This is a genomic window from candidate division KSB1 bacterium, assembly GCA_022566355.1.
Classification (GTDB): Bacteria; Zhuqueibacterota; JdFR-76; order JdFR-76; family DREG01; genus JADFJB01.
In genome coordinates this window covers 1-21923 of sequence record JADFJB010000036.1, presented here as the reverse complement: position 1 = coordinate 21923, position 21923 = coordinate 1, and the positions used below count along the sequence as shown (strand labels likewise).

At 36.3% G+C, this 21923-nt stretch carries 20 protein-coding genes; 13 read left to right on the top strand and 7 right to left on the bottom strand.

Annotated elements, in window-relative coordinates:
• The first annotated feature begins 39 nt into the window (after positions 1 to 39).
• The 8 genes from IIC38_08335 to mdh all read left to right on the top strand — a co-directional run bounded on the left by IIC38_08335 (position 40) and on the right by mdh (position 9555).
• Positions 40 to 1665: a DUF342 domain-containing protein gene (locus IIC38_08335; protein MCH8125953.1), complete on the top strand. Its 1626-nt coding sequence runs from the start codon at positions 40 to 42 to the stop codon at positions 1663 to 1665.
• The gene (locus IIC38_08330) at positions 1662 to 2894 is read left to right on the top strand and encodes a PAS domain S-box protein (GenBank protein ID MCH8125952.1); all 1233 of its coding nucleotides are present in this window, start codon (positions 1662 to 1664) and stop codon (positions 2892 to 2894) included. The genes IIC38_08335 and IIC38_08330 overlap by 4 nt, the downstream gene beginning before the upstream one ends.
• Before the next feature lie 15 nt (positions 2895 to 2909).
• Positions 2910 to 4298: a sigma-54-dependent Fis family transcriptional regulator gene (locus tag IIC38_08325; GenBank protein ID MCH8125951.1), complete on the top strand. Its 1389-nt coding sequence runs from the start codon at positions 2910 to 2912 to the stop codon at positions 4296 to 4298.
• Positions 4299 to 4660: 362 nt separating this feature from the next.
• Entirely contained in the window at positions 4661 to 5524 is an 864-nt protein-coding gene (locus IIC38_08320; GenBank protein MCH8125950.1) for a site-2 protease family protein, read from the top strand.
• Between the two features lie 852 nt (positions 5525 to 6376).
• Positions 6377 to 7912, top strand: coding sequence for an Rne/Rng family ribonuclease (locus IIC38_08315; GenBank protein ID MCH8125949.1), 1536 nt, complete (start codon positions 6377 to 6379; stop codon positions 7910 to 7912).
• A 91-nt stretch (positions 7913 to 8003) separates the two neighbouring features.
• Positions 8004 to 8345 carry a 50S ribosomal protein L21 gene (rplU, locus tag IIC38_08310; GenBank protein MCH8125948.1) on the top strand — a complete coding sequence of 114 codons (342 nt, stop codon included), beginning with the start codon at positions 8004 to 8006 and terminating at the stop codon, positions 8343 to 8345.
• Positions 8335 to 8589, top strand: coding sequence for a 50S ribosomal protein L27 (rpmA, locus tag IIC38_08305; protein ID MCH8125947.1), 255 nt, complete (start codon positions 8335 to 8337; stop codon positions 8587 to 8589). The genes rplU and rpmA overlap by 11 nt, the downstream gene beginning before the upstream one ends.
• A 42-nt stretch (positions 8590 to 8631) precedes the next feature.
• Positions 8632 to 9555, top strand: a complete 924-nt coding sequence (mdh, locus tag IIC38_08300) for a malate dehydrogenase (protein ID MCH8125946.1) — start codon at positions 8632 to 8634, stop codon at positions 9553 to 9555.
• A gap of 39 nt (positions 9556 to 9594) precedes the next feature.
• Here the strand turns inward: mdh and fadJ are convergent, their stop codons facing one another.
• Together fadJ and IIC38_08290 are read right to left on the bottom strand one after the other, a co-directional pair.
• A complete protein-coding gene (gene fadJ / locus IIC38_08295; GenBank protein MCH8125945.1) occupies positions 9595 to 11736 on the bottom strand; it encodes a fatty acid oxidation complex subunit alpha FadJ in 2142 nt (713 codons plus the stop codon).
• A gap of 41 nt (positions 11737 to 11777) precedes the next feature.
• Positions 11778 to 13079 carry an acetyl-CoA C-acyltransferase gene (locus IIC38_08290; GenBank protein ID MCH8125944.1) on the bottom strand — a complete coding sequence of 434 codons (1302 nt, stop codon included), beginning with the start codon at positions 13077 to 13079 and terminating at the stop codon, positions 11778 to 11780.
• Positions 13080 to 13820: 741 nt separating this feature from the next.
• Here IIC38_08290 and IIC38_08285 point away from each other — a divergent pair.
• Positions 13821 to 14411 (top strand): hypothetical protein, encoded by a 591-nt coding sequence (locus IIC38_08285; GenBank protein MCH8125943.1) that lies wholly within the window; start codon positions 13821 to 13823, stop codon positions 14409 to 14411.
• Between the two features lie 12 nt (positions 14412 to 14423).
• A complete protein-coding gene (locus tag IIC38_08280; protein ID MCH8125942.1) occupies positions 14424 to 15326 on the top strand; it encodes a class I SAM-dependent methyltransferase in 903 nt (300 codons plus the stop codon).
• A 17-nt stretch (positions 15327 to 15343) separates the two neighbouring features.
• On the opposite strand, the gene gcvPA is transcribed toward IIC38_08280, so the two are convergent.
• From gcvPA to efp, 5 genes are read right to left on the bottom strand one after another with little or no spacing between them, the layout of a single operon-like run.
• A complete protein-coding gene (gene gcvPA, locus IIC38_08275) occupies positions 15344 to 16693 on the bottom strand; it encodes an aminomethyl-transferring glycine dehydrogenase subunit GcvPA (GenBank protein MCH8125941.1) in 1350 nt (449 codons plus the stop codon).
• 26 nt (positions 16694 to 16719) lie between these two features.
• Positions 16720 to 17094, bottom strand: coding sequence for a glycine cleavage system protein GcvH (gene gcvH, locus IIC38_08270; protein ID MCH8125940.1), 375 nt, complete (start codon positions 17092 to 17094; stop codon positions 16720 to 16722).
• A gap of 3 nt (positions 17095 to 17097) precedes the next feature.
• Positions 17098 to 18471: an acetyl-CoA carboxylase biotin carboxylase subunit gene (gene accC, locus IIC38_08265; protein MCH8125939.1), complete on the bottom strand. Its 1374-nt coding sequence runs from the start codon at positions 18469 to 18471 to the stop codon at positions 17098 to 17100.
• Between the two features lie 32 nt (positions 18472 to 18503).
• Positions 18504 to 19001 (bottom strand): acetyl-CoA carboxylase biotin carboxyl carrier protein, encoded by a 498-nt coding sequence (locus tag IIC38_08260; protein MCH8125938.1) that lies wholly within the window; start codon positions 18999 to 19001, stop codon positions 18504 to 18506.
• 42 nt (positions 19002 to 19043) lie between these two features.
• On the bottom strand, positions 19044 to 19601 hold the full coding sequence (gene efp, locus IIC38_08255) for an elongation factor P (GenBank protein MCH8125937.1): 558 nt from the start codon (positions 19599 to 19601) through the stop codon (positions 19044 to 19046).
• A gap of 160 nt (positions 19602 to 19761) precedes the next feature.
• On the opposite strand from efp, the gene IIC38_08250 reads away from it, so the two are divergent.
• The 3 genes from IIC38_08250 to IIC38_08240 all read left to right on the top strand — a co-directional run.
• Entirely contained in the window at positions 19762 to 20325 is a 564-nt protein-coding gene (locus IIC38_08250) for a phosphatase PAP2 family protein (GenBank protein ID MCH8125936.1), read from the top strand.
• A gap of 246 nt (positions 20326 to 20571) precedes the next feature.
• Positions 20572 to 21432, top strand: a complete 861-nt coding sequence (locus IIC38_08245; protein ID MCH8125935.1) for an HNH endonuclease — start codon at positions 20572 to 20574, stop codon at positions 21430 to 21432.
• A gap of 83 nt (positions 21433 to 21515) precedes the next feature.
• Positions 21516 to 21923, top strand: a 408-nt coding sequence (locus IIC38_08240) for a hypothetical protein (protein MCH8125934.1), incomplete at its 3' end; no start/stop codon positions are given.

Sequence of the window (21923 nt, the reverse complement as noted above, 5' to 3'; positions counted from 1 at the left end):
GAAGGAATTAAATGATGGCGATTGGAGTAGGGTAAGATTATGGCAAATCTTTATATCAAACAATTGAAATTTGAGTTCAAAAATGATGGTGTTTATTTAAGTATGAACTCCGATTTTAGGGGGACAGCAACCATCGATGAAATCAAAGGCGAACTCATAAAATCCGGGGTGATCAACGCGGATATCAAAAAAATTGATCATGTCCTGTCGATGAAAAGTACGGAACCAATTAGGGTTGGACCAATCTTTCAAAAATATAACAAACTTAAAGATAAATACATCCATGTTCACGTACCAGAAGACGGGCTACATTGCTTCTTAACAGTAAGATTTCCGAATGATAATGATCTAACAATTACTGAAAACGATATCTATTACAAATTGGATAAGTTGAAGATTCGAATGCCAACAAATATTGATGAAATCAAAAGGATCATTCAAAATAAGAAACTTGTTGTTAATGAAATTATTTCTTCTGGGGTGCCTCCGGTAAACGGTACAGATGCACAAATTGTTTATATGGTGGATATCGATAAAAGTGCTAAACCGCTAATAAAAGAAGATGGAAAAGTAGATTACCATAGATCAAATGAGATTAAATGTGTTGAAGAAGATCAACACTTGGCACATCTAATTTCTGCTAAAGCTGGCAAACCAGGCTTAAATGTATTTAATGAACCTATCCCTTGCAAGGATGGCAATGCACTAAAACTACCTGGTGGATTAAATACTTATTTTTCGCCGGATTCTTGTGACCTTTATTCAAAAATAAGCGGCCACTTGTACTTAACTGACGGTTTGATCAATATTGAGCGTGTCTATGTTTTGTCACATGATGTTGATTTTACATCAGGGGATATCCATTACAATGGTGAAGTGATAATAAATGGTGATGTAAAAACGGGTTTTACCGTAGAAACCGATGGCAATATTTTAATCAATGGGAGTGTCGAGGGAGCTACAATCAAATCTAAAGGGGGTGACATAGTCATTAAAGGGGGGATACTTGGGAAATATAAAGCAAACTTAACTGCAAAATATAATCTGTCCGCTGAATTTGCTCAGCATGCGCAAATATCTGTTGGAAGGGATGCAGAGTTTAATAAATATGTTTTGGATTGTGAAATTGATGCTGAAGGATTCGTAAAGATTCCCAAGGGTCAAATTATTGGTGGAGCAGTTCACAGTGAGCGAGGAGTCATCGCACGCGAACTCGGAACCCCAAAAAATATTAAGACTCGAATTGCAATGGGGTTATCCATTGATACTGAGGCATGGTTGGAGGCCCAAAGAATAAGTAAGAAAATCAAAGATTTAACGAAGAAATTAAACAAAATAAAAGATAATATTTCATTTCTCACAGTTCTTAAACAACGCTTAAAGGGTTTGAATGCTCAAAAACTTGCGGAAATGCAAGCACTCAAAAACGAATATGATCAAATTCAAACCGTAATTGGGGCTTTGGAAAAAGAAAAGAACACTTTGGTGAAATCGAACTCAGGGGGATCGGATTTCGAAGAATTGCCATTTATCCAGGCAAACTACAAAGTTTATCCTGGCGTTATGATTGTTATGAATCAATATGTTGAAGAAATAACAAACCAATTGAACTCGGTTAAATTTATGATGAAACCAAATGGAGTCGAGAGAAAAACCGTACGATGAGTTCCGCCGGATTACAAAATCAAAAAATAGAACAAATATACTCACTAACGCAGGCTGTAGAATATTTCACCAATGCCACTAATGAGTTTCAAGTTTCCTATGGGAAACTCGAAGAACAAGTATCCAAATTGAATTTAGAGTTAGAAGAGAAAAATAAAGAACTGCAATCCAGTCTTAAAGAGACGGATTCACTAAAAAATTACCTTGATAATATATTGACCAGTATGAATGCAGGGGTGATCTGTATCGATCTTAAGAACAAAATTACAATGTTTAACTGCGCTGCAGAGGAATTGACAGGTTACTCCAGATCTAGCGTTCTTAACAAAACTTATCACAGCTTTTTCGATCCTGAAAATAAAGAGTTTTCCCCAGAAAAGATTGTTAAATCCGGTAAGCAAATTGTTCATCAGCAAAAGAACATTACCAGATCAGATGGGAATGTGCTTCCCGTTAATTTCAGTATGTGCCTTTTACAGTCAGACCAGGGAGATCAGATTGGTGTAGTGGAAGTTTTTGAAGATCTATCGGAGATTCGTAAGTTAGAGAACGAAATTCACCAGATAAAAACACTGTCTGCACTTGGTGAAATGGCTGGTGATGTGGCGCATGAAATCCGTAATCCATTGGGTGCAATTGCCGGATTTGGTGCTTTGCTTGAAAGAGACTTAGGATATGGAGATCCTAGACAACGGTTAGTGAGAAAAATATTGGAAGCCGTGGGGAACATGGATAAGATTATCGGGAATTTGGTTTTTCTTGCACGCCCGATAACTCCCAATAAAAGAAAGCTAAACTTAAAATTGATGCTAAATGATATTATTGAGACTGTTTTATTTCAAACCAATGAAGATGGTAAAAAAATAAACCTGGTTCGGAAGTTTCCTAACTACCCAGTCGAATTGATGGCAGATCCTCAATTATTTCAACAAATGTTTCTTCATATATTTAGAAACTCAGTTGAATCACTTGAAGAGAGTGGTGAGATTGAAATTGAATTAACAAAAATTGAAGATAAAGTTTATATCATTTTGGTGGATAATGGCAGGGGTATTCCGAATTATATGAAAGAAAACATATATAATCCTTTCTCAGGTGATAAATCAAGAAAACCTGGTCTGGGTTTATCGATCGTGAAAAAGATCGTAGATTTACATAAAGGTGTTATTAAGATCGATAGTAATGAGCATAAGGGTACAAAGTTATACCTTGAGTTTTTAGTAAACTAGTGGAGTGATGTTGTGATACCAGGAAAAAAAATATTAGTTGTAGACGACGATCATCTGTTGCATGAATTTCTATTGGAAATTTTGAGACGAAAACATTTTGAGTTTGATAGTGCAGAGGATGTTCAATCTGCTAAAAACAAACTGAATGAAAACAATTATGACCTCGTAATTACCGATCTTAGACTACCAGACGACAACGGATTAGTTGTTTTAAATAAAGCAAAAAAAAACAACCCAGATACAGGCGTTATTGTAATTACAGCTTATGGAACAGTTGAGAATGCAGTGGAAGCAATGAAAATTGGAGCTTTCGATTACCTAACAAAACCATTCTCAGCTGATGAAATAGAAATAGTTATCGAAAAATATTTCGATTATCATAAGTTGCAATCAGAAAACAAATTCTTAAAATCTCAGCTTGGCAAATTAGAAGGCTTTGACAACATAATTGGCAAGAGCCAAAAAATCAAGGAAGTATTTGATGTAATACAAATGGTTGCCGATTCCAAAGCCACAATACTAATTCAAGGTGCAAGCGGTACTGGAAAAGAATTAGTCGCGAAAGCTATTCATTTCAATAGCCCAAGGAGGAAAAATTCCTTTATAAAAACAAATTGTGCTGCAATTCCTGACGGCCTGGTGGAAAGTGAACTCTTTGGCCATGAAAAAGGTGCTTTTACCGGTGCAATCAAACAGACAAGAGGCAGATTTGAACTTGCAGACGGAGGTACTTTACTACTCGATGAGATTAGTGAAATGAATCTTAATTTACAGGCTAAATTATTAAGGGTTTTGCAAGAAAAGGAGTTTGAGAAGGTTGGTGGCACTGAGACGATGGAAGTAGATGTCCGTGTTATTGCTACAACAAATTGTGACTTGAAGAAATTAATAGATAATGGTGAATTTAGAGAGGACCTTTTTTATCGTCTCAATGTAGTTCCGATTATATTACCAGCTCTAAAAGAAAGAAAGGAAGATATTCTACTTTTAGCAGAGCATTTTAGAAAAAATTACTCAGAAGAAAACAGCAGGAAAGTTGATAAGATCTCAGATGAAGCAATGAAAATGCTAATGAATTACGATTGGCCGGGAAATGTCCGTGAACTTGAAAACGCGATCGAAAGGGCGGTTGTTATTTGCAAAGGCGATACAATTGAACCTGATCATTTTTTAATGCCTTATGATTACAAAACCGCACAAAATTACAATAATTTGAATGGAAATATAAAAAATCTTGGCGAAATTGAGAAAAAAATGATTCTACAAGTTCTCGAAGAAAATAGGGGAAATCGTACAAAAACGGCAGAAGAATTAGGAATTTCAGTTCGTACTTTACGAAATAAGATCCGTGATTTCCGCGAAATGGGTATTGAAATACCAAGTAAGTCCAATAATCGCAATTGAAAATATCACAAGCTAATACTTTTTTAATTCTGCTTGAAATTCTCCAGGTTTGAATTTATATTTGCAACAAATGAAACCAGATTGATAGTTAAAACTTTAAATCTCCAATTTTAAAGGCTTACCAAAATTTGTTATCTCCAGAACCATGATAGTAATAGCCGAAATCGTATTTTTACATTAATTACGGATTTTAGCATTGTCGGAATTATGAAAGCTGTGATGCTAAATATTTATAAAAATATTATTGCTTATGTTGACAGCAAGTAAGTTTTTGTCATTTGCGAATGACCAAAATGCTGCGGAAAAGTTAGGCTTGACAAAAGGAGATCGGGTTGAAATTGTGAGCTTAATTGGATAATAGTATGAACAGCCCTTCCGGTGGTACAAATTATGATCAATATGGGGAACACAATACGTATCGTCCTACCTATCTTCAAAGAATATTCCAACGAAAGAATAACAATCTCCAAATTGTATTATTTATCCTGACTATCGGATCAACTTATATTGTAGGGGGTATGGTATATTCTGTTACAATTATGAGTATTTTATTAGCTCATGAAATGGGTCATTACTTAATGTGTCGAAGACATAATATCGCTGCCACTTTGCCCTATTTTATTCCTTTTCCTTTTAGTCTATTTGGTACATTTGGAGCCGTGATTGCTATGCAACAGAGGATTCCAAATAGGAAAGCATTATTTGATGTGGCCGTTGCCGGACCTTTAGCCGGACTAGTGATTGTATTTCCGGCAATACTGTACGGATTGCAGCTTTCTGAAGTAAAGGAAATTAGCACATTACAGGACACAATCAGTATGGGAGAGCCTATTATATTTCAGGTAATACGACATTATATTTTCGGACCATTGCCCGAAGGAATGGATGTTTTTGTTCACCCAATGGCATATGCCGGCTGGGTTGGACTTTTTGTAACCGCACTTAACCTACTGCCGATTGGACAGCTCGATGGCGGGCATATCGCATATGCGATGTTTGGTAAAAAGTGTAGGTACGTTTTCGCAGTTGCGCTGGTATTTTTTGCCATCTGTTCATTTTTTTTCACCGGTTGGATACCTATGCTAATTCTATTGGTTTTTTTATTTTATAGGCATCCTCCAACCTGGGATGAGATTACACCTTTGGATTCAAATCGAAAAATGCTTGGATTTTTCATGTTCGTACTATTTATAATTACTTTTACTCCTGTCCCTTTCTATTTTTAGGGGTTTAATTGTTCGAATTTCAGATGAAAATTGCAGCAATTGGGGAATTGCTATGCGATATATCCAAATGAAAAATACCTGGGAAGTATCCCGATCAATATTGTTCATAATGTAGAGAGTATTGTTACAAAGGTATTCTATTCAGCCGTATAGGCAAAGATCCAAATGGTAAGGAAATGGAACAAAGGCTAATATCGGAAGGCGTTCAGACAATTTATTCTGTTTATACGGAAACAGTACGGTACCTGATTATAACTTTGAAAAATGAATAAATTAAAAACAATGTATTTTGAGAGGAATAAGGGATTCTAATTATAAGAAATATGTAAATAATTAAATTGAGATAAACTACTTAAAAGATTAGATTGAATAAGGTTCAATATTCTATTAAATTAAATACCTTAATTAGAATAAAATATTTTAGAAATCTCAATTCTATTAATTTGTTCTTTGGAAATTTAACTGTGGTTGGTGAATCTAGGGTCAAAAGATTAAGCTAGATTTTATAAATATAGATTTTATTGAATTGTTTTAATTAGGCGGGTAAATATTTTGTTGTTTGATTAATCATGGATGGATAGTGTTTGTGTGTTTGAATACACTATTAATTGCTTGACTTTAATCTAGTTTATCCCTCCGATATCACCCAAATAAAATAAATAGTTAGATTTGGAAATTCATATCTAGTCATTGTTTGATTTTGCACTAAAGGTGGATATTATAGGTATTTGTGCAATATCCTGGTGTATAGACTATTTTATCAATTGTCCTATATTATCTCGCCATAGTTAAGTACAAATAAATACTAAACTTCGAACTTAAAATTTAGAATAAAATAGTTACATCTGCTATATGAGTAAAGAAATTATTATCAATTCGTCTGTCTCCGGAGCTAGAATAGCAATTCTGGAAAGAAGTAAGCTGGTTGAATTATATGTAGAACTACCAGAGCAAGAAAGAATGGTTGGTAGTATTTATAAAGGCATTGTTGAAAATGTTATTAAAGGTATGGGCGCTGCTTTTGTCGATATTGGTTTGGGACAAAATGCATTTTTGAGATTTTCGGACATCGGTGAATTTTTTGAAAGCTACGGTCCCATTGGTGAAAGTGGCAAAAACGATAACCCTAGGAAAAATAATAGAAGTGAAGGAAAGAAAAGAGAAGTTCCCCTGATTACTGGCCAAAGTATCCTGGTTCAAATTACAAAAGAACCTCTAGGAACAAAAGGTGCAAGAGTAACTTCAGAGATTACTTTGCCGGGTCGCTTTCTTGTTTTAGTGCCACATTCAAAACATGTTGGTATTTCGAAGAAAATTGCCAATATTAGGGAAAAAAATCGATTAAAAAAGCTTGCTTATAGCCTTCGTCCAAAGGGATTTGGTTTAATCGTTCGAACGGTCGCTGAGGGAAAAGCGCAAAAAGATCTGCAATTTGATTTAGAAAATTTATTACGAAATTGGTCTAAAATCGAGCATCAGGCGAAAAGGGAGAATGGCCCTGTTATACTATATAAAGATATGGGAATGGTTTCTTCAATTATCCGCGATCTTTTTACATCGGACATATCACATGTTGTAGTCGATTCGCGAAGATTGTTTCGTGAGATTAGTAAATACTTGCGAGAGGTATCGCCCGATCTTGCCAAGAAGGTAGAATATTATAAAGGTATGAATCCAATTTTTGATGAATACAATATTGAAAAAGAAGTGGAAAAAGGTCTTTCTCGAAAGGTATGGCTGAAAAGCGGAGGCTCCATTGTTTTTGATCAGACTGAAGCACTAGTTGCAATAGATGTTAATAGTGGCAGGCATGTAAGCCAAAAAGAACATGACGAAACATCCTATAAAATTAATTCTGAAGCAGCATATGAAATTGCCAGACAGCTTCGGTTGCGTGACCTTGGCGGTTTAATCATTATTGATTTTATTGATCTGATTAATACTCAAAGAAAGAAAAAACTAATCACTCTTTTTCGTAGGGAATTAAAAAAGGATCGAGCCAAATCTAATATCTCAGATTTATCTAGTTTCGGTTTAGTTGAAATGACCCGGGAAAGGGTGAGGCCGAGTTTAATTAATTTTTTCTCTGAAACATGTTCTACTTGTAACGGAATTGGGCAAGTTCCTTCAAATCCGACAGTTGCTACAAAAATTGAGCATGCTATTAGACGTTTGCGTGACCGAACAAAGGAGAGAAGTATAAAATTGGTTGTTCACCCAATCCTTGAAAATTATTTAAATAATGGCATGTGGAATCGACTACGAAAAATTATGGTAAAATATTTTATTAGAATTCAGCTGAAGTCAGATTTGGAATTGGTCTACGGTGAGTTTAAAATCCTTTCAAAAAAAACTGATGAGGAGTTAACTAACGATATAAAAACTTGATATAAGTGGAGGTGATATATATATTCAGCAGTTGAATTTTATTCTAAAATGTCTAATTAAAAAATGATTGAAAAGAGGAGATATCTTCTTAATGTATGCAATAGTAGAAATATCAGGAAAGCAGTTTAAAATTTCTGAAAATGATGTTGTTTCAGTACCATTGTTAGATGAGGATGAGGGTAAGAAAGTCGAATTTGACCGGGTATTACTTGTCGCTTCTGACAAAGGGATAAAGATTGGTCAACCAGTTGTAAACGGCGTAAAAGTAAAAGCGAGTATTTTAGGCCACGATCGCGAAAAGAAAATTATCGTTTTTAAGAAAAAACGGCGAAAAGGCTATAAGGTCACAAGGGGACATAGACAACATTTCACAAAAATACAAATAGATAAAATTACAGCGGTTGCATCGAAGGGAGAAAATGATGGCTCATAAAAAAGGTGGTGGCAGTACAAGAAACGGCCGGGATAGTCAATCTAAGCGGTTAGGAGTAAAGGTATATGGCGGTCAAAAAATAACAGCTGGAGGTATTATTATTCGGCAACGGGGAACAAAAATTCACCCGGGATTAAATGTAGGAAAGGGGAATGATGATACTCTCTTCGCCAAAGAAGACGGTGTGATAGAGTTTAGACAGATAGGACGTTCCAGAAAAGTTGTAAATGTTATTACAGCTTAAAGAGAGTTCCTCTTAATTTGTTTCCATATCGGAGCTAAAACAATGAAAGTTACAGTTATTGGTGCAGGGCATGTTGGTGCTACTGTTTCCCAAAGAGTGGCTGATAAAGATATCGCTGAGGAAGTTGTTATAGTTGATATTTTGGACGGTATCCCTCAAGGAAAAGGTCTTGATATGTGGGAATCAGCTCCGATTGAGGTATTTGACACACGTATCGTGGGTACAAATGGTTATGAGGAAACAGTGAATTCCGATGTTGTTGTTATTACTGCCGGGATTGCTAGAAAGCCGGGGATGAGCCGTGATGATTTGGTAAATACTAATACCGATATCGTAAAGTCTGTAACAAAAAGCGTTGTTGAAAAATCGCCTAATTCCATTATAATCGTCGTTTCAAACCCACTTGATGTAATGACTTATGTTGCTTATAAGGTGAGTGGATTTTCTCACAACAAGGTAATGGGAATGGCTGGAATTCTGGACACTGCGCGATACCGGTCATTTCTTGCCATGGAATTAAATGTATCAGTGAGAGATATTCAAGCTATGGTGCTGGGTGGGCATGGAGATAGTATGGTTCCACTTCCTGATTATACAACCATAGCTGGAATTCCCTTAAAGCATTTTTTGTCTGAGGATAAGATCAATCAAATTATCGAACGGACTCGAAAAGGCGGTGGCGAAATTGTATCGTTACTAAAAAGTGGTAGTGCGTATTATGCTCCTGGTTCTGCTGCAGCAGAAATGGTGGAGGCAATCGCTAAAAACAATCATAGAGTATTGCCTTGTGCAGCCTGGTTGACCGGGCAATATGGAATTTCCGATACATTCGTAGGCGTTCCTGTGAAACTGGGAGCCAGTGGTATTGAAGAAATATTGGAAATTCCTTTGTCTGATGGCGATATCACTGCGCTCCGAAATTCTGCTGATGAAGTAAAAGCGAATATCCAAAATCTTCCTTTATAAAATCTGCTTGAAAAGTTGTTTATTATTCATTTTATTCAATTATGACGAATTATAGAATAACTTTCCTTTTTTCGAATAATCGCGGATAATCTTTGCGATTTCGAATCGCTTGCCATATTTAGATTCCAGGTTTTCCATAATAGAAAGAACCTCTTTGCTTCCTAAAGAGTCTAAATATCTGAAAGGTCCTCCCAAGAAAGGAGGAAAACCAAGGCCAAGAATAGCGCCAAGATCGCCATCTCGAGGTGAATTTAATATATTTTCTTGTAAGCAATAAGCAGCTTCATTTACCATTGCCCAGGTTAATCTTTGGTAAATATCCTTATCATCAATCGTTTTTCTGTTTACACCGCCAAAGAAAGCATAAACAGTGGGATTTATGCTTTTTCTCTTTTTTCTAGTGAGAAAGTCAACTTTTGATTTATCCTTGTATCGGTAAAATCCTATTTTATTTTTCTTGCCCATATATCCGGCTTCGAATAGATCTTTCATTTTCGTACTACCCTCAACGCCCCTTTTTGCAAAGAGCTTTGACAAAACCTCGGTAACGTGAGCGCAAACATCAATCCCTATTTCATCCATCAAGGTAAATGGCCCAACCGGAAATCCGAATTTCTTCATAGCATCATCAATCTGTTCAATATTTCCTCCTTCTTCTAATAGAAGTATTGCTTCATTTAGCATTGGTGCTAATATCCGGGTGGTATAAAAACCGGGGCCATCCTTAACCACAATCACAGTCTTTCCTTGTTTGATTCCAGTCTCTACAGCCGTTGCAACCACCCAATCAGCTGTTTGGTTGGTTTTGATGATTTCGAGCAAAGGCATTTTATGAACCGGGGAAAAATAGTGCATACCAATCACTTGTTCAGGTTTAATCGCGTTTTTGGCAATATCTGAAATGGGGAGTGAAGAGGTATTACTGGCAAAGATTGCGTTATCATCCGAAATTTCTTCAGTCTCTTTCAAGATCGTTTGTTTTAATTTTAAATCTTCAAATACTGCTTCAATAATCAAATTTGCATTTTTTAATGTGTCCTGGTTTATCGACCCTGAAATTCGACTCATAATTAAGTCTCTTTCAAAATGAGTCAAAGCTTTTTTACGCACTTTTCCGCTTAATTCTTTCCAGATTGTTTTTGTGCCTTTGCCTATGGAGTCATAGTTGATGTCTTTGAGTACAACCTCCATTCCATTATTTGCGCTGATCATTGCAATTCCCGAACCCATTAAACCGGCGCCAAGAACGCCAATTTTTTCCACTGGCTTAGCCTTTTCTTTCATCGGATTTTTTTTGACTGCATTCATACTGAAAAAAAGATTGACCAACTGTTTTGATTCCGGAGAAACCATTAACTCACCAAATCTTTTGGATTCAGCGTTTAATCCTTCTTGCATTCCTTTGGATAGACCAATTTCAACGCAATCAATAATTTTTAATGGGGCAGGATAGTTCCCTTTAGTACTCTTTGCAACAGCTTGCCTGGCCTTGGAAAGGATTAAATTCCTTCCAAATGACGTTCCTTCCAGCAGTTTTTCTAAGGTCGATTTGTTTGCTTTACGAGGCTTTTTCCCAATTAGAGAAAGAGCTGCAGTTTTTGCCGCAATATCCAAACCATAAGGGTGATGGAGTTCATCAACTAATCCCATTCTTTTTGCCTGATGGGGATAAACATTTTTTCCTGTAAGCATTATATTCAAAGCTTTTTGAATTCCGACAAGACGCGGTAAACGTTGAGTACCCCCACTGCCTGGTAGAAGCCCCAGCTTGACTTCAGGTAGCCCTAAAATGGTTTTTGGGTCATTGCTTGCAATGCGGTAATGACACGCTAGTGCAATCTCTAATCCCCCACCAAGTGCTGCTCCATGTATTGCCGCAACGACCGGTTTTGAGAAATTTGCCAGCCGGCTTAAAAGCTGATTCCCATTACGGCTTGCTTCTTCAGCTTGGGTTGCATCTACAATTGCCGTGAAAGCATCGATATCCGCTCCAGCAATAAAATTGTCCGGTTTTTTACTAATCAAAATAATAGCCTTTACTTCATCATCATTTTCCAAAGTATTTAGCAGGGTTTCAAATTCACTGATCAAATCGAATGATATTTTATTAATTTTATCATGCGGATGATCCAACCAAACAAAAGCAACATCGTCTTCTTTGACTACATGTGTGAACGACATTTTTAATTCCTCCAAAACTCATTCATGCGTTTGAATATGGTTTAGTTTAAACGCTCCATTAAAATTGCATTACCAATTGCACCGGAAGCACAAGAGGCGATCAATCCAAATTGACCGTCTTCACGAATAAGTCGATTTGCTGTGGTTGTTGCCAGCCTTGCACCAGTGGCTCCAAAAGGGTGTCCCAGGGAAAGTGATCCACCCAGTGTATTAAATTTATCCATAGGAATTTGGCCAATTTTTTTGCTTTTGCCTAAATTGTCTTTTGCAAACTGAGTGGAATCAAGACATTTTAAATTAGCAAGAATTTGCGCCGCAAAAGCTTCGTGAAACTCGAATACGTCAATATCTTTAATGGTTAATCCTGTCATATCTAGAAGTTTAGGGGTTGCATAAGCCGGTCCTAGTAATAATTCTTCCTTTGGATCTTGTGCTGTATATGTATATGCATTAATTGCAACTTTAGGTTTAAACCCTAAGCTTTTTGCTGTGTCCTCGGCCATTAAAAGCACAGTGCTTGCACCGTCGGTTAAAAAAGAGGAATTCGCTGCAGTTAAAGTGCCATAAGGTTTCATAAAGGCTGGTCTCAATTTCTGTAATTTTTCAATTGTTGAATCTGCACGAGGACCATTGTCTTTAAGAATTGGTATGAATTTAGGTGGCGCCATAACAGGTTGGATCTCTTCATTGAATAGTCCATTTTCAATAGCATTTGCAGCACCCAAATGCGACCGAAGTGCATATTCATCCTGTTCTTCCCTCGAAATACCCAATCTGGCAGCTAGTCGGTCACAATCCATTCCCATTGTCCGGCCGGTGGAATATTCCGAAATAGATGGAATTTCCGGCAGCAAATCACTAAAACCAAGTCCTTTAATGAATTTTAGGTAATCTGTAGTCTTTTTATATTTCTGGGTTTCGATCAACTTTTTTCTGAATTTTTTCCTGAAGAGTATGGGTATGTCAGACATACATTCAGTTCCACCAGCAATTACAACATCAGCTTGATATGTTTGTATTAAATCTACACCACTGGTTATTGCTTGGTTTGAAGATATACATGCCAGCGTCACTGTGAAAGCGGGAATATTATGAGGTAAACCAATAGCCAGGGCTGCTTCTCTGGCTACATTGCTGGTTTGAATATTCGAAATAACAGTTCCCATGATAACCTGGTTTACCATTTTTTTATCAATTCCAGAACGGTCAATTAAAGCCTTAATTGCATATCGTGCAAGATCATATGAAGTTAGATCTTGATATTCAGTGCTGGAACGTAGAAAAGGAATGCGGCAACCATCAACCAAAACTGCTCTTCGTATGCTTTGCTTATAAGTTTTCATAAAGCATTCTCTCTTAAACACATTATTGAATACTTATCGATTAGTTAGTTTAGTTATTCATTTGGAAATAAATATACATTATTAAATATTTTTTTTTAAAACAGTAAAAGTTATCCAATTTAGGTTTCAGTAAAATTAACTCGGGTTTTGATTATTAACCTGGATTATTCAACATAGAGAAACACAGAAAAACATTATTGAATGAAAACAAGAGGTTAAGATAATATTTGAATATTAATTCTTGCATAAAAATCCACTTTTATAATTTTGATTTAACTTCAAAATATTTCATTATTTATAATCTCGATGTTCTTCGGTGTTTTTGATCAGCTTAATTTTCTTGAGGGGTGATGGTAAACACAGAAATAAATGACTATCGCCGTTTTTTATCTCCTACAATATTTTGTTTAATCCTTATCTTTCCTAGGTTTTGACCCTAATTGGGTTAATTAATCACCATTTTTTGTCTCATTGATTACTATTGTTTCTTATTGATACACTTATTTCAATCTTTAGAAAATAGAATGAATAGATAACCTTATTATAATCAAACAATTAGGGATGTATAAAAATCAATATTTTGTGGTATGCGATTTGCCCTTATAAAGGCAATTGTCATTTCTTGATTAAAGCAATCCAAAAACTAAGGTTTGGATGATAAACTACCCGTTAATAAGCATAATCATAACAGCTGATTGTCCACTTCCTCAAATTGAGCAAAGTCTAAGATCATTGACTCAATTGAAATATCCGAAAGATAAATTAGAATTCCTGTTAATTATGTCTCCTTTAAGACCAGTACCAAAAGTGCCTCAATTTGAATCCAGGTTTAGTATTATCCAGTTTGATTGCGGAATAAAATGGAATAAGGAAGAAGCCAGGTTTGAGGGATTATCATTAGCAAAAGGAAAATATATTCAATTTATGGATGCTTGCCTAAACTTGAAAACCAAATGGTTAAAAGAAGCGATTACAAACTTTGTTAAACAAAATGTTATTGGTGTAACAGGATTTGTCACACAAAACGAAGGAGCACATAATGGAAATGGAAATTTAGGTAATCCAGTGGATTTTATAAATTTGGACAAATTAGTCCTTCTCCGAAATGGACTGTTTGATAAAAATTGGTTAGTGCATTTATTTGATAATAGCAAAATGACTAGTCCAAATCTTAACAATAAAACCAATTCCGAAAAGCTCATACAGGTTGCAACCAAAATGGCACAAGAAAATGTCGATACAGCTTTGTCTAGTCAAACAAATAATCCAAAAGTTTCAAATGGATTTTTAAGTATGTTATCTAAATACATATTTGTTAGAAGCCACATTTAAAGAATCTATCTGATGAATAATAGCATAGAACAAACCGCGACAGACCTTAGTATTAGGAATTATTGGGCGAAGAAACTCTTTTCGATTACTTTTCGAAATAATCTAAAAATTGCACGACAAGCCCTTTGCTATGATGCAGGCTTAAATTTATATTCAGTTGATCCATCTGCCATACCAGCCAATAAACTTTATTCTATGGAATTAGGAGCAAAAGCCTTGATTAAGGTATGGCCATTTATTCATGACAATCTTTTGGAAATAGGTTGTGGAAATAAACCATATGTTCTTCTGATTAATTCTTTAGTCAGTAAATACATTGGCATAGATTTGCCAAATTGGATTGAACAAGATCAATCAGACTGTTGGGCCGATGGATTAACGCTTCCTTTTAAATATGAATCATTTGATACTGTCCTATCCCTGGATATGCTAAACAAAGTTGCATCGCCAACCCATCTTTTTCGTGAGGCCAATAGAGTTTTAAAGCGCCATGGTCATTTCGTCGTGATGGTCTCAAATGAATTCTCTATCACTGATAGACCAGTCTTTGCAAATTATACGGCGGATGGTTTAAGGATGCTTGCAGAACAAAATGGGTTTAATGTTCAAGTGCTTAATTCAAAAGGAAAAAAAATTCCTTATTTTATTAATTCTATAGTCCAGACTATATTCTATGGAATAAATTTGCTAAGAAAGTCAGAGAACAAAAATCAAAAGCCAAACACAATTTTAACGATGTTTGAACGAATATTAAGAAAGCTACAAAAAATATTATTGAAAGTTACACCTGAAAAATCAATTAATTGTGGGGAAGAACTAAGTGAAATAAATGGTAGGAACAGAGATTCGAGATTTCACATGGGGTACATGCTGGTTGCAAAAAAGGTATTTAATCTCAATGAGTTTAGCTATTAGAAGCCTATAGTCAGAATTTAAGTTTCGAAATATTTTTTTAGTGCAGATACGAAAGCATCAAGTTCATCCGTTGATCTTTTTTCGGTAACTGCTACCAAAAGTTGGTCTTTTCGGTTTGGATAAATTCTTCCTAAATCCAAGCCTGCAAGTATTCCTTCATGTTTGAGTTTTTGAATTACAGTACATGCTTCCGCAGGACATTTTATGACAAACTCTTTAAAAAATAAACTGTTGCTCAAAAGACTAAAAGTTTTCAGTTGAGAAATCTTTTCAGCTAAATAATGACTTTTTTGTAGACATTGTTCAGCAACTTCCTTAATTCCTTGCTTTCCTAGCAATGAAAGATAAATTGTCGCCGCCAAGGCATTTAAAGCTTGATTTGTACAAATATTAGATGTCGCTTTTTCTCTTCGAATATCTTGTTCGCGGGTTCTAAGAGTCATGACAAATCCACGACGGTTTTCGGAATCAACAGTTTCGCCAATTAATCTTCCAGGTAGTTTACGGACCAGCACCTTATTTACGCAAAAAATACCTAAGTATGGACCACCAAAGCTTAGGGGATTTCCTAATACTTGTCCCTCTCCGGTAACGATATCAGCCCCATAATCACCTGGAGCGGAAATAACTCCAAGTGAAATTGGATCAATGGAAGCGACAAAAAAACTGTTAGCATCATGAATGATATGTTCTAATTCATCTACAATTTCAAGGTTTCCAAAAAAATTCGGATGTTGAATGAAGACACCCCCAGTTGGTTCGGAAAGTAAAGATTTCAAAGCACTTAAATCAGTGACCCCATTTTCATTGAGTGGAATATTGATTAGCTCAATTTTCTGGCCATCCGCATAGGTTTGCATAACTTTTTTATAATACGGATTAATCCCTGCGGAAACCAACATCCGCTTTGAATCTTTAGAACTATTGGTTAATAAAACAGCCTCAGCCAAAGAAGAGCCACCTTCGTAGAGAGACGCGTTAGTGATCTCCATTCCCGTTAACTCACAGATCAACGTTTGATATTCAAATGCAACTTGGAGAGTGCCTTGGCTAACTTCAGGTTGATAGGGAGTATATGCTGTATAGAATTCTGACCTGGATATAATATGATCAACAGCACTAGGAACATAATGGTCATACGCCCCCCCACCAATAAAACAAGAATATTGGTTGATATTTTTATTTTTTTCAGCAAGGTTCTGCAATAACCGAACCGCTTCCAGTTCGGATAGTTGCGCCGGTAAGTTTAATTCGCCTGATATTCTGGCATTTTGGGGAATTCCGGTAAGCAGCTGTTCAAATGAGTCAATTCCAATTGTGTTTAATATTTTCTTTTCATTTTGTTCTGTATTTGGTATAAATGGCATTCAGTTCCTCGTAATAGGTTTAACCTTTACTCTATGATTTTTGCGTATTCATCTGCATCCAAAAGGTGTTCTTCCTCACCAGGATCTGATACTTTGATTCTAATAATCCAACCCTCTCCATATGGATCTTCGTTGATTAAATGGGAATTTTCTTCAAGTAAAGTATTTACTTCCACAACTTCGCCAGAAATAGGAGCAAAGAGGTCAGCAACAGTTTTAACTGCTTCGATTGTTCCGAAAGGTTCCATATGTTGAACCAGTTCACCGACATTAGGTAATTCTACAAATACTACGTCGCCGAGTTCGCTTTGTGCATAATCTGTCACTCCAATAGTAGCAACATTATCTTCGAAAAGCACCCATTCATGCTCCTCTGTATATTTTAAATCTTGGGGGATCATTTCCTACTCCTCTTTTTGATTTGCCAATTGTTTCCCGTTCTCCAAAAACGTATCCATAAAATGGATATCGAAATTGCCATTCCTGAAATCTTCATTTCTGATAATTCGTAGGTGCAAGGGAATTGTGGTCGAAATACCTTCGATTACAAATTCTTCTAACGCTCTTTCCATTCTTTTAAGTGCTTCCTCCCTTGTTTTTCCTTGGACGATTAGCTTAGCAATTAACGAATCATAATAGGGAGGAATAACATACTGAGCATAAGCGTGAGTGTCAACCCTAATTCCAAATCCTCCCGGTATATGAAAATATGTTATTGTACCAGGTGAGGGTGCAAAATTTTTATCCGGGTTTTCTGCGTTTACGCGACATTCAATTGCATGACCACGCATTTTAAATGTCTGTGAAAATTCATTGATCCTTTCACCTGCTGCAATTCGTATTTGTTCCGTAATAAGGTCAATGCCAAATACACTTTCAGTAACAGGGTGTTCTACCTGGATCCTGGTGTTCATTTCCATAAAGTAGAAATTATTATCAGGTTCAAGTAAAAATTCGATCGTACCGGCACTTCTATAACTCGCAGCTTTTGCTCCTTCTAGTGCAGCCGATGTAATTTTTTTTCGTAATTCATCATCAACTGCAGGCGAGGGGGATTCCTCAATTAGTTTTTGGTGCTTCCGCTGAATAGAACATTCTCTTTCACCGAGAGTGATCACATTTCCATAATGGTCTGCTAGAATTTGAACTTCAATATGTCTCGGTTTTTGAAGAAATTTTTCAAGATATAAATCCGAATTTCCAAATGCTGCGTTGGACTCATTTTGAGCTGCTAGATATGCGGTTTCCAATTCGTTTTCATTGTGGACGACACGCATACCTTTACCACCACCGCCGGCTGATGCTTTTAGAATGATGGGATAACCAATAGTTTTGGCTGATTTTTTGGCTGCATCACTGTTTTTTAGAACTCCTTTGCTACCGGGTACAATTGGTACTCCGGCTTCCTTCATTAATGTTTTAGCGAAGGCTTTATTTCCCATCTTATCGATAATACTTGCAGGAGGACCAATAAACTGCATATTACAAGATTCCGTAATGTCAGCAAAATGGGCGTTCTCTGCTAAAAAGCCATATCCAGGATGGATAGCGTCTGCATTCGTAACTTCCGCCGCACTGATTATGCGGGGGATATTTAAATAACTTTCATAACTGGGTGGGGGCCCAATACAAACAGCTTCGTCAGCAAAACGAACATGAAGCGAGTCAGTATCTGCAGATGAATAAATTGCAACTGTTTTAATGCCAAGTTCTTTACAGGCCCGAATGACTCGAAGAGCTATTTCTCCGCGATTTGCGATCAATATTTTATTAAACAAAATTACTCCGGAAATCAGCCCTTGTTTGAATTTTATTCTTCTTTTACTCGAAAGAGAGGTTGATTATACTCAACAGGATTTCCATTGTCCACAAGGATTTCAACGATAGTACCACTTACCTCTGCCTCAATTTCATTCATCAATTTCATAGCTTCGATAATACATAAAATCTTTCCGGGAGTAATCCGGTCACCTATTTCTACATATAAATCACTATCCGGAGACGGTTTACGATGAAAGGTACCAACCATCGGAGACCGTATTACATGGTCCTTTGTTTGTTCATCAGAAATAGAGGGCTTTGCTGCAGGTGTATCTGAAATACTGGTTTCCGAAATTGATTTTTCCTGAATATTATTTACTTTCTCTGTAATGATAATATTTTCTGCCGGAACTGAGGTTGATAACTTATGATTATCGCTAATATTTTTAATAATTTTAACTTTCCTTCCCCAACGGGAAACCTCCAATTCCGCAATATTACTTTCTTCGACTAGCTTAATTAAATTGCGAATCATTTTAACATTCATGATTCCTCCCAATAGTGGGTTTTATATTGAAACGTTGAAATGTCATACTCTTTCAACATATTCGTTTGTGCGCGTGTCAATTTTAAGTTTGTCCCCTTCTTCAACAAATAAAGGGACCTGAACGGTCGCTCCGGTTTCCAGATGAGCAGGTTTGGTTGAACCAGACACAGAATCTCCTTTTAAGCCCGGTTCTGTTTTAACGACTTCCAATTCGACAAAATATGGAAGTTCAATACCAATAGGCTCAGATCCATGAAAAAGTAAATCCGAATCATTTCCTTCCTTTAAATAATTTACAGAATTTCCTAAGAAATCGGCATCCACAGTAACCTGGTCATATGTATTTTTATCCATGAAATAGAAATGATCGCTATCTTTATAAAGATATTGCATCGACTTTTTTTCAACTCGAACATCTTTTAATTTCTCTTCAGATCGAAATGTCCGCTCAACGACTCGTCCTGTTTTCATATGTTTTAATTTTGTTCGAACGAAAGCACCACCTTTGCCGGGCATTACAAGCTGAGCTTCTGTAATTTGCCAGAGTTCTTTTTCCAATTCGAGAACCATACCCGACCTAAAACTCGATGCTTGTGCCATTTACCGCCTTAATTATTATTAATAAATAGTAAATTCAGAAAAATATTTGAGAATATAATTGCAATAACATAAAAAGTCAATAGATTGTTGGCTTCAAAATTATTAAGATTATTACTAATTTATATATCATTTCCTACTAAAAATCGCCAGAATAAATAATATGTTTGATTGGGTTTTGATTTTAGATACAAATTTCTTTTTTTTGATCAATAAATCAATGGCTAATTCTGTATTCGATGTGGTTATGCCGTTCATTACAAATGATAAAAATTTTAGAATCCCGATTTTGCTGGTTTGGATAGGATTAATTATTTTTGGAGGAAAACGGGGCAGGATTGCCGCAGCGCTGATTATTCCGTTAATTATATTAACGGATTATGTCAGTAGTTCTGTCATAAAACCGTTAGTTGAGCGAATAAGACCCTGCAATGCTTTGGAAGGTGTGCGGTTATTGGTTTCATGTTCCAAGGCTTTCTCGTTTACATCTTCTCATGCAACCAATATATTTGGCGCAGCTTTCTTTTTTTCCAGACTTTACCCGAAAACAAACCTGTTTGTTTTTATCTTTGCCGGAACGGTGGGTTATTCCCGGTCTTATGTTGGAGTCCATTATCCATTCGATGTCATTTGCGGAGGTCTTTTGGGTATTTTCTTAGCCTGGTTAATTCTCTTCACATATCAAAAAATTACTTCAAAATATTTTTTAAAATATGTAATTGAATAAAGCATCCTGATCTCAAGAAACAATCCTCTTTGATTTTTTCGGATCTGGCGACAGTGGAAAAGCCAATATGTAATCAGACGATTGATCGTTGGAATTATTATACAACGTAAAGAAGTTTGAAGGTGGTGCTCACTGTTCAAGAAGTTATTTCTCTTGCGAGGGCAGTTAAAAGCTTATAACTTTGGGAATGTTATCAAGAAACCATAGAATAATATATTAGCCCAGTTCCTATAGCTTGGAAAACGAATGCCGTTCCGGGAAAGTCTAAAACTGAAAGTTAAAAAGAAAGCAGATTTTCGATGCTGCATGTGCCAGGGGTTAGTTAACGATGTACATCACATAATTCCTGAGAAGGACGGTGATCCAAATACGATAGACAATGCTGCTCCACTATGTGCAGGTGATCATAGAACGTATGGGAACAATCCAGATTTTAGGAAAACCATTATACAGATGCGGGATTACTGGTACGAAACGTGTGAATTGAAAAGAAATGCATTGCAACGATATGATGAGACGATCTTTGAAAAGGTCGATGAGATACAGAGAGAGATGAAGGGAGGGTTTGCAGAGGTCAGATATGCTCTGGCCAACTTTTATAAGGGAAAATTGCATGAGATTGAATCGGCGGCTACACCAGATGGTTTGTCCGAAGCAATATCTGCCATAGCGTCGGGCACCTCTGTGACCCCAATCTTTGAAATAGCTGCAAAGGAATCAAGACCATTTCTAAGCAGATTGTTTATCAATTTACCAACAACCAAAGAGGTGGGAGTGTGGATAGAAAATCGTGGTAAGGGCATAGCCCACCTCACGCCATATGACATTGTTATCAATGGTGATATAAAGTCAAAACATAAAATCCAAACATTAGCCGATTGGAAAACGGTATTGAAAAGGCTCGGGATCAATCACCCTTGGGTAAATATGGCAGCAATTCGAGGGAAAATAGTTATTGCGCCTGGAAACAAAATTTTAGTACTCAGGATTGCACCGAGTGAATTTAGCATTGAGAGATATCAAAAATTTATTGAAGCTATTGACAGAATAGAATTTCTTCTTTCATATAAATCTTCAACGGGTAATGAATTTTACTTTCAGTTTTGACGGTCTAAAAATTCAATAATTAAGTCTGATAAACTATTTTAGCCAGTTTGTACTTTAATGACTTAAAACCGAGGAAAAAGTAAGTGAACCTGAAGGAAAAAATAGAAAATCACTTAGTTATCGTGGTAGTGGTTATGTTTGGTGCTGGAGCATCCTTGGCGTGGTTCGTTGCGAATGAAGTTTTAGTGCGCCCACGAGACTTTACCATTCAACAGCAAAAAGAGACAATTGCTGAGCTACGAGAGAAGATAAAACAACAAATGACATCTACGGAAAAAATAGGGAAGGATCAAAAGGAAACCCTTGAAGCCGAGTTAAGACCATTTCTAATCAGATTGTTTATCAATCAACCTACAACTAAAGAGGTGGGATTGTGGATAGAAAATCATGGTAAGGGCGTTGCACACCTTATGCCATATGACATTGTTATCAATGGTGATATAAAGTCAAAACATAATATCCGAACATTAGCCGATTGGCAAACGGTATTG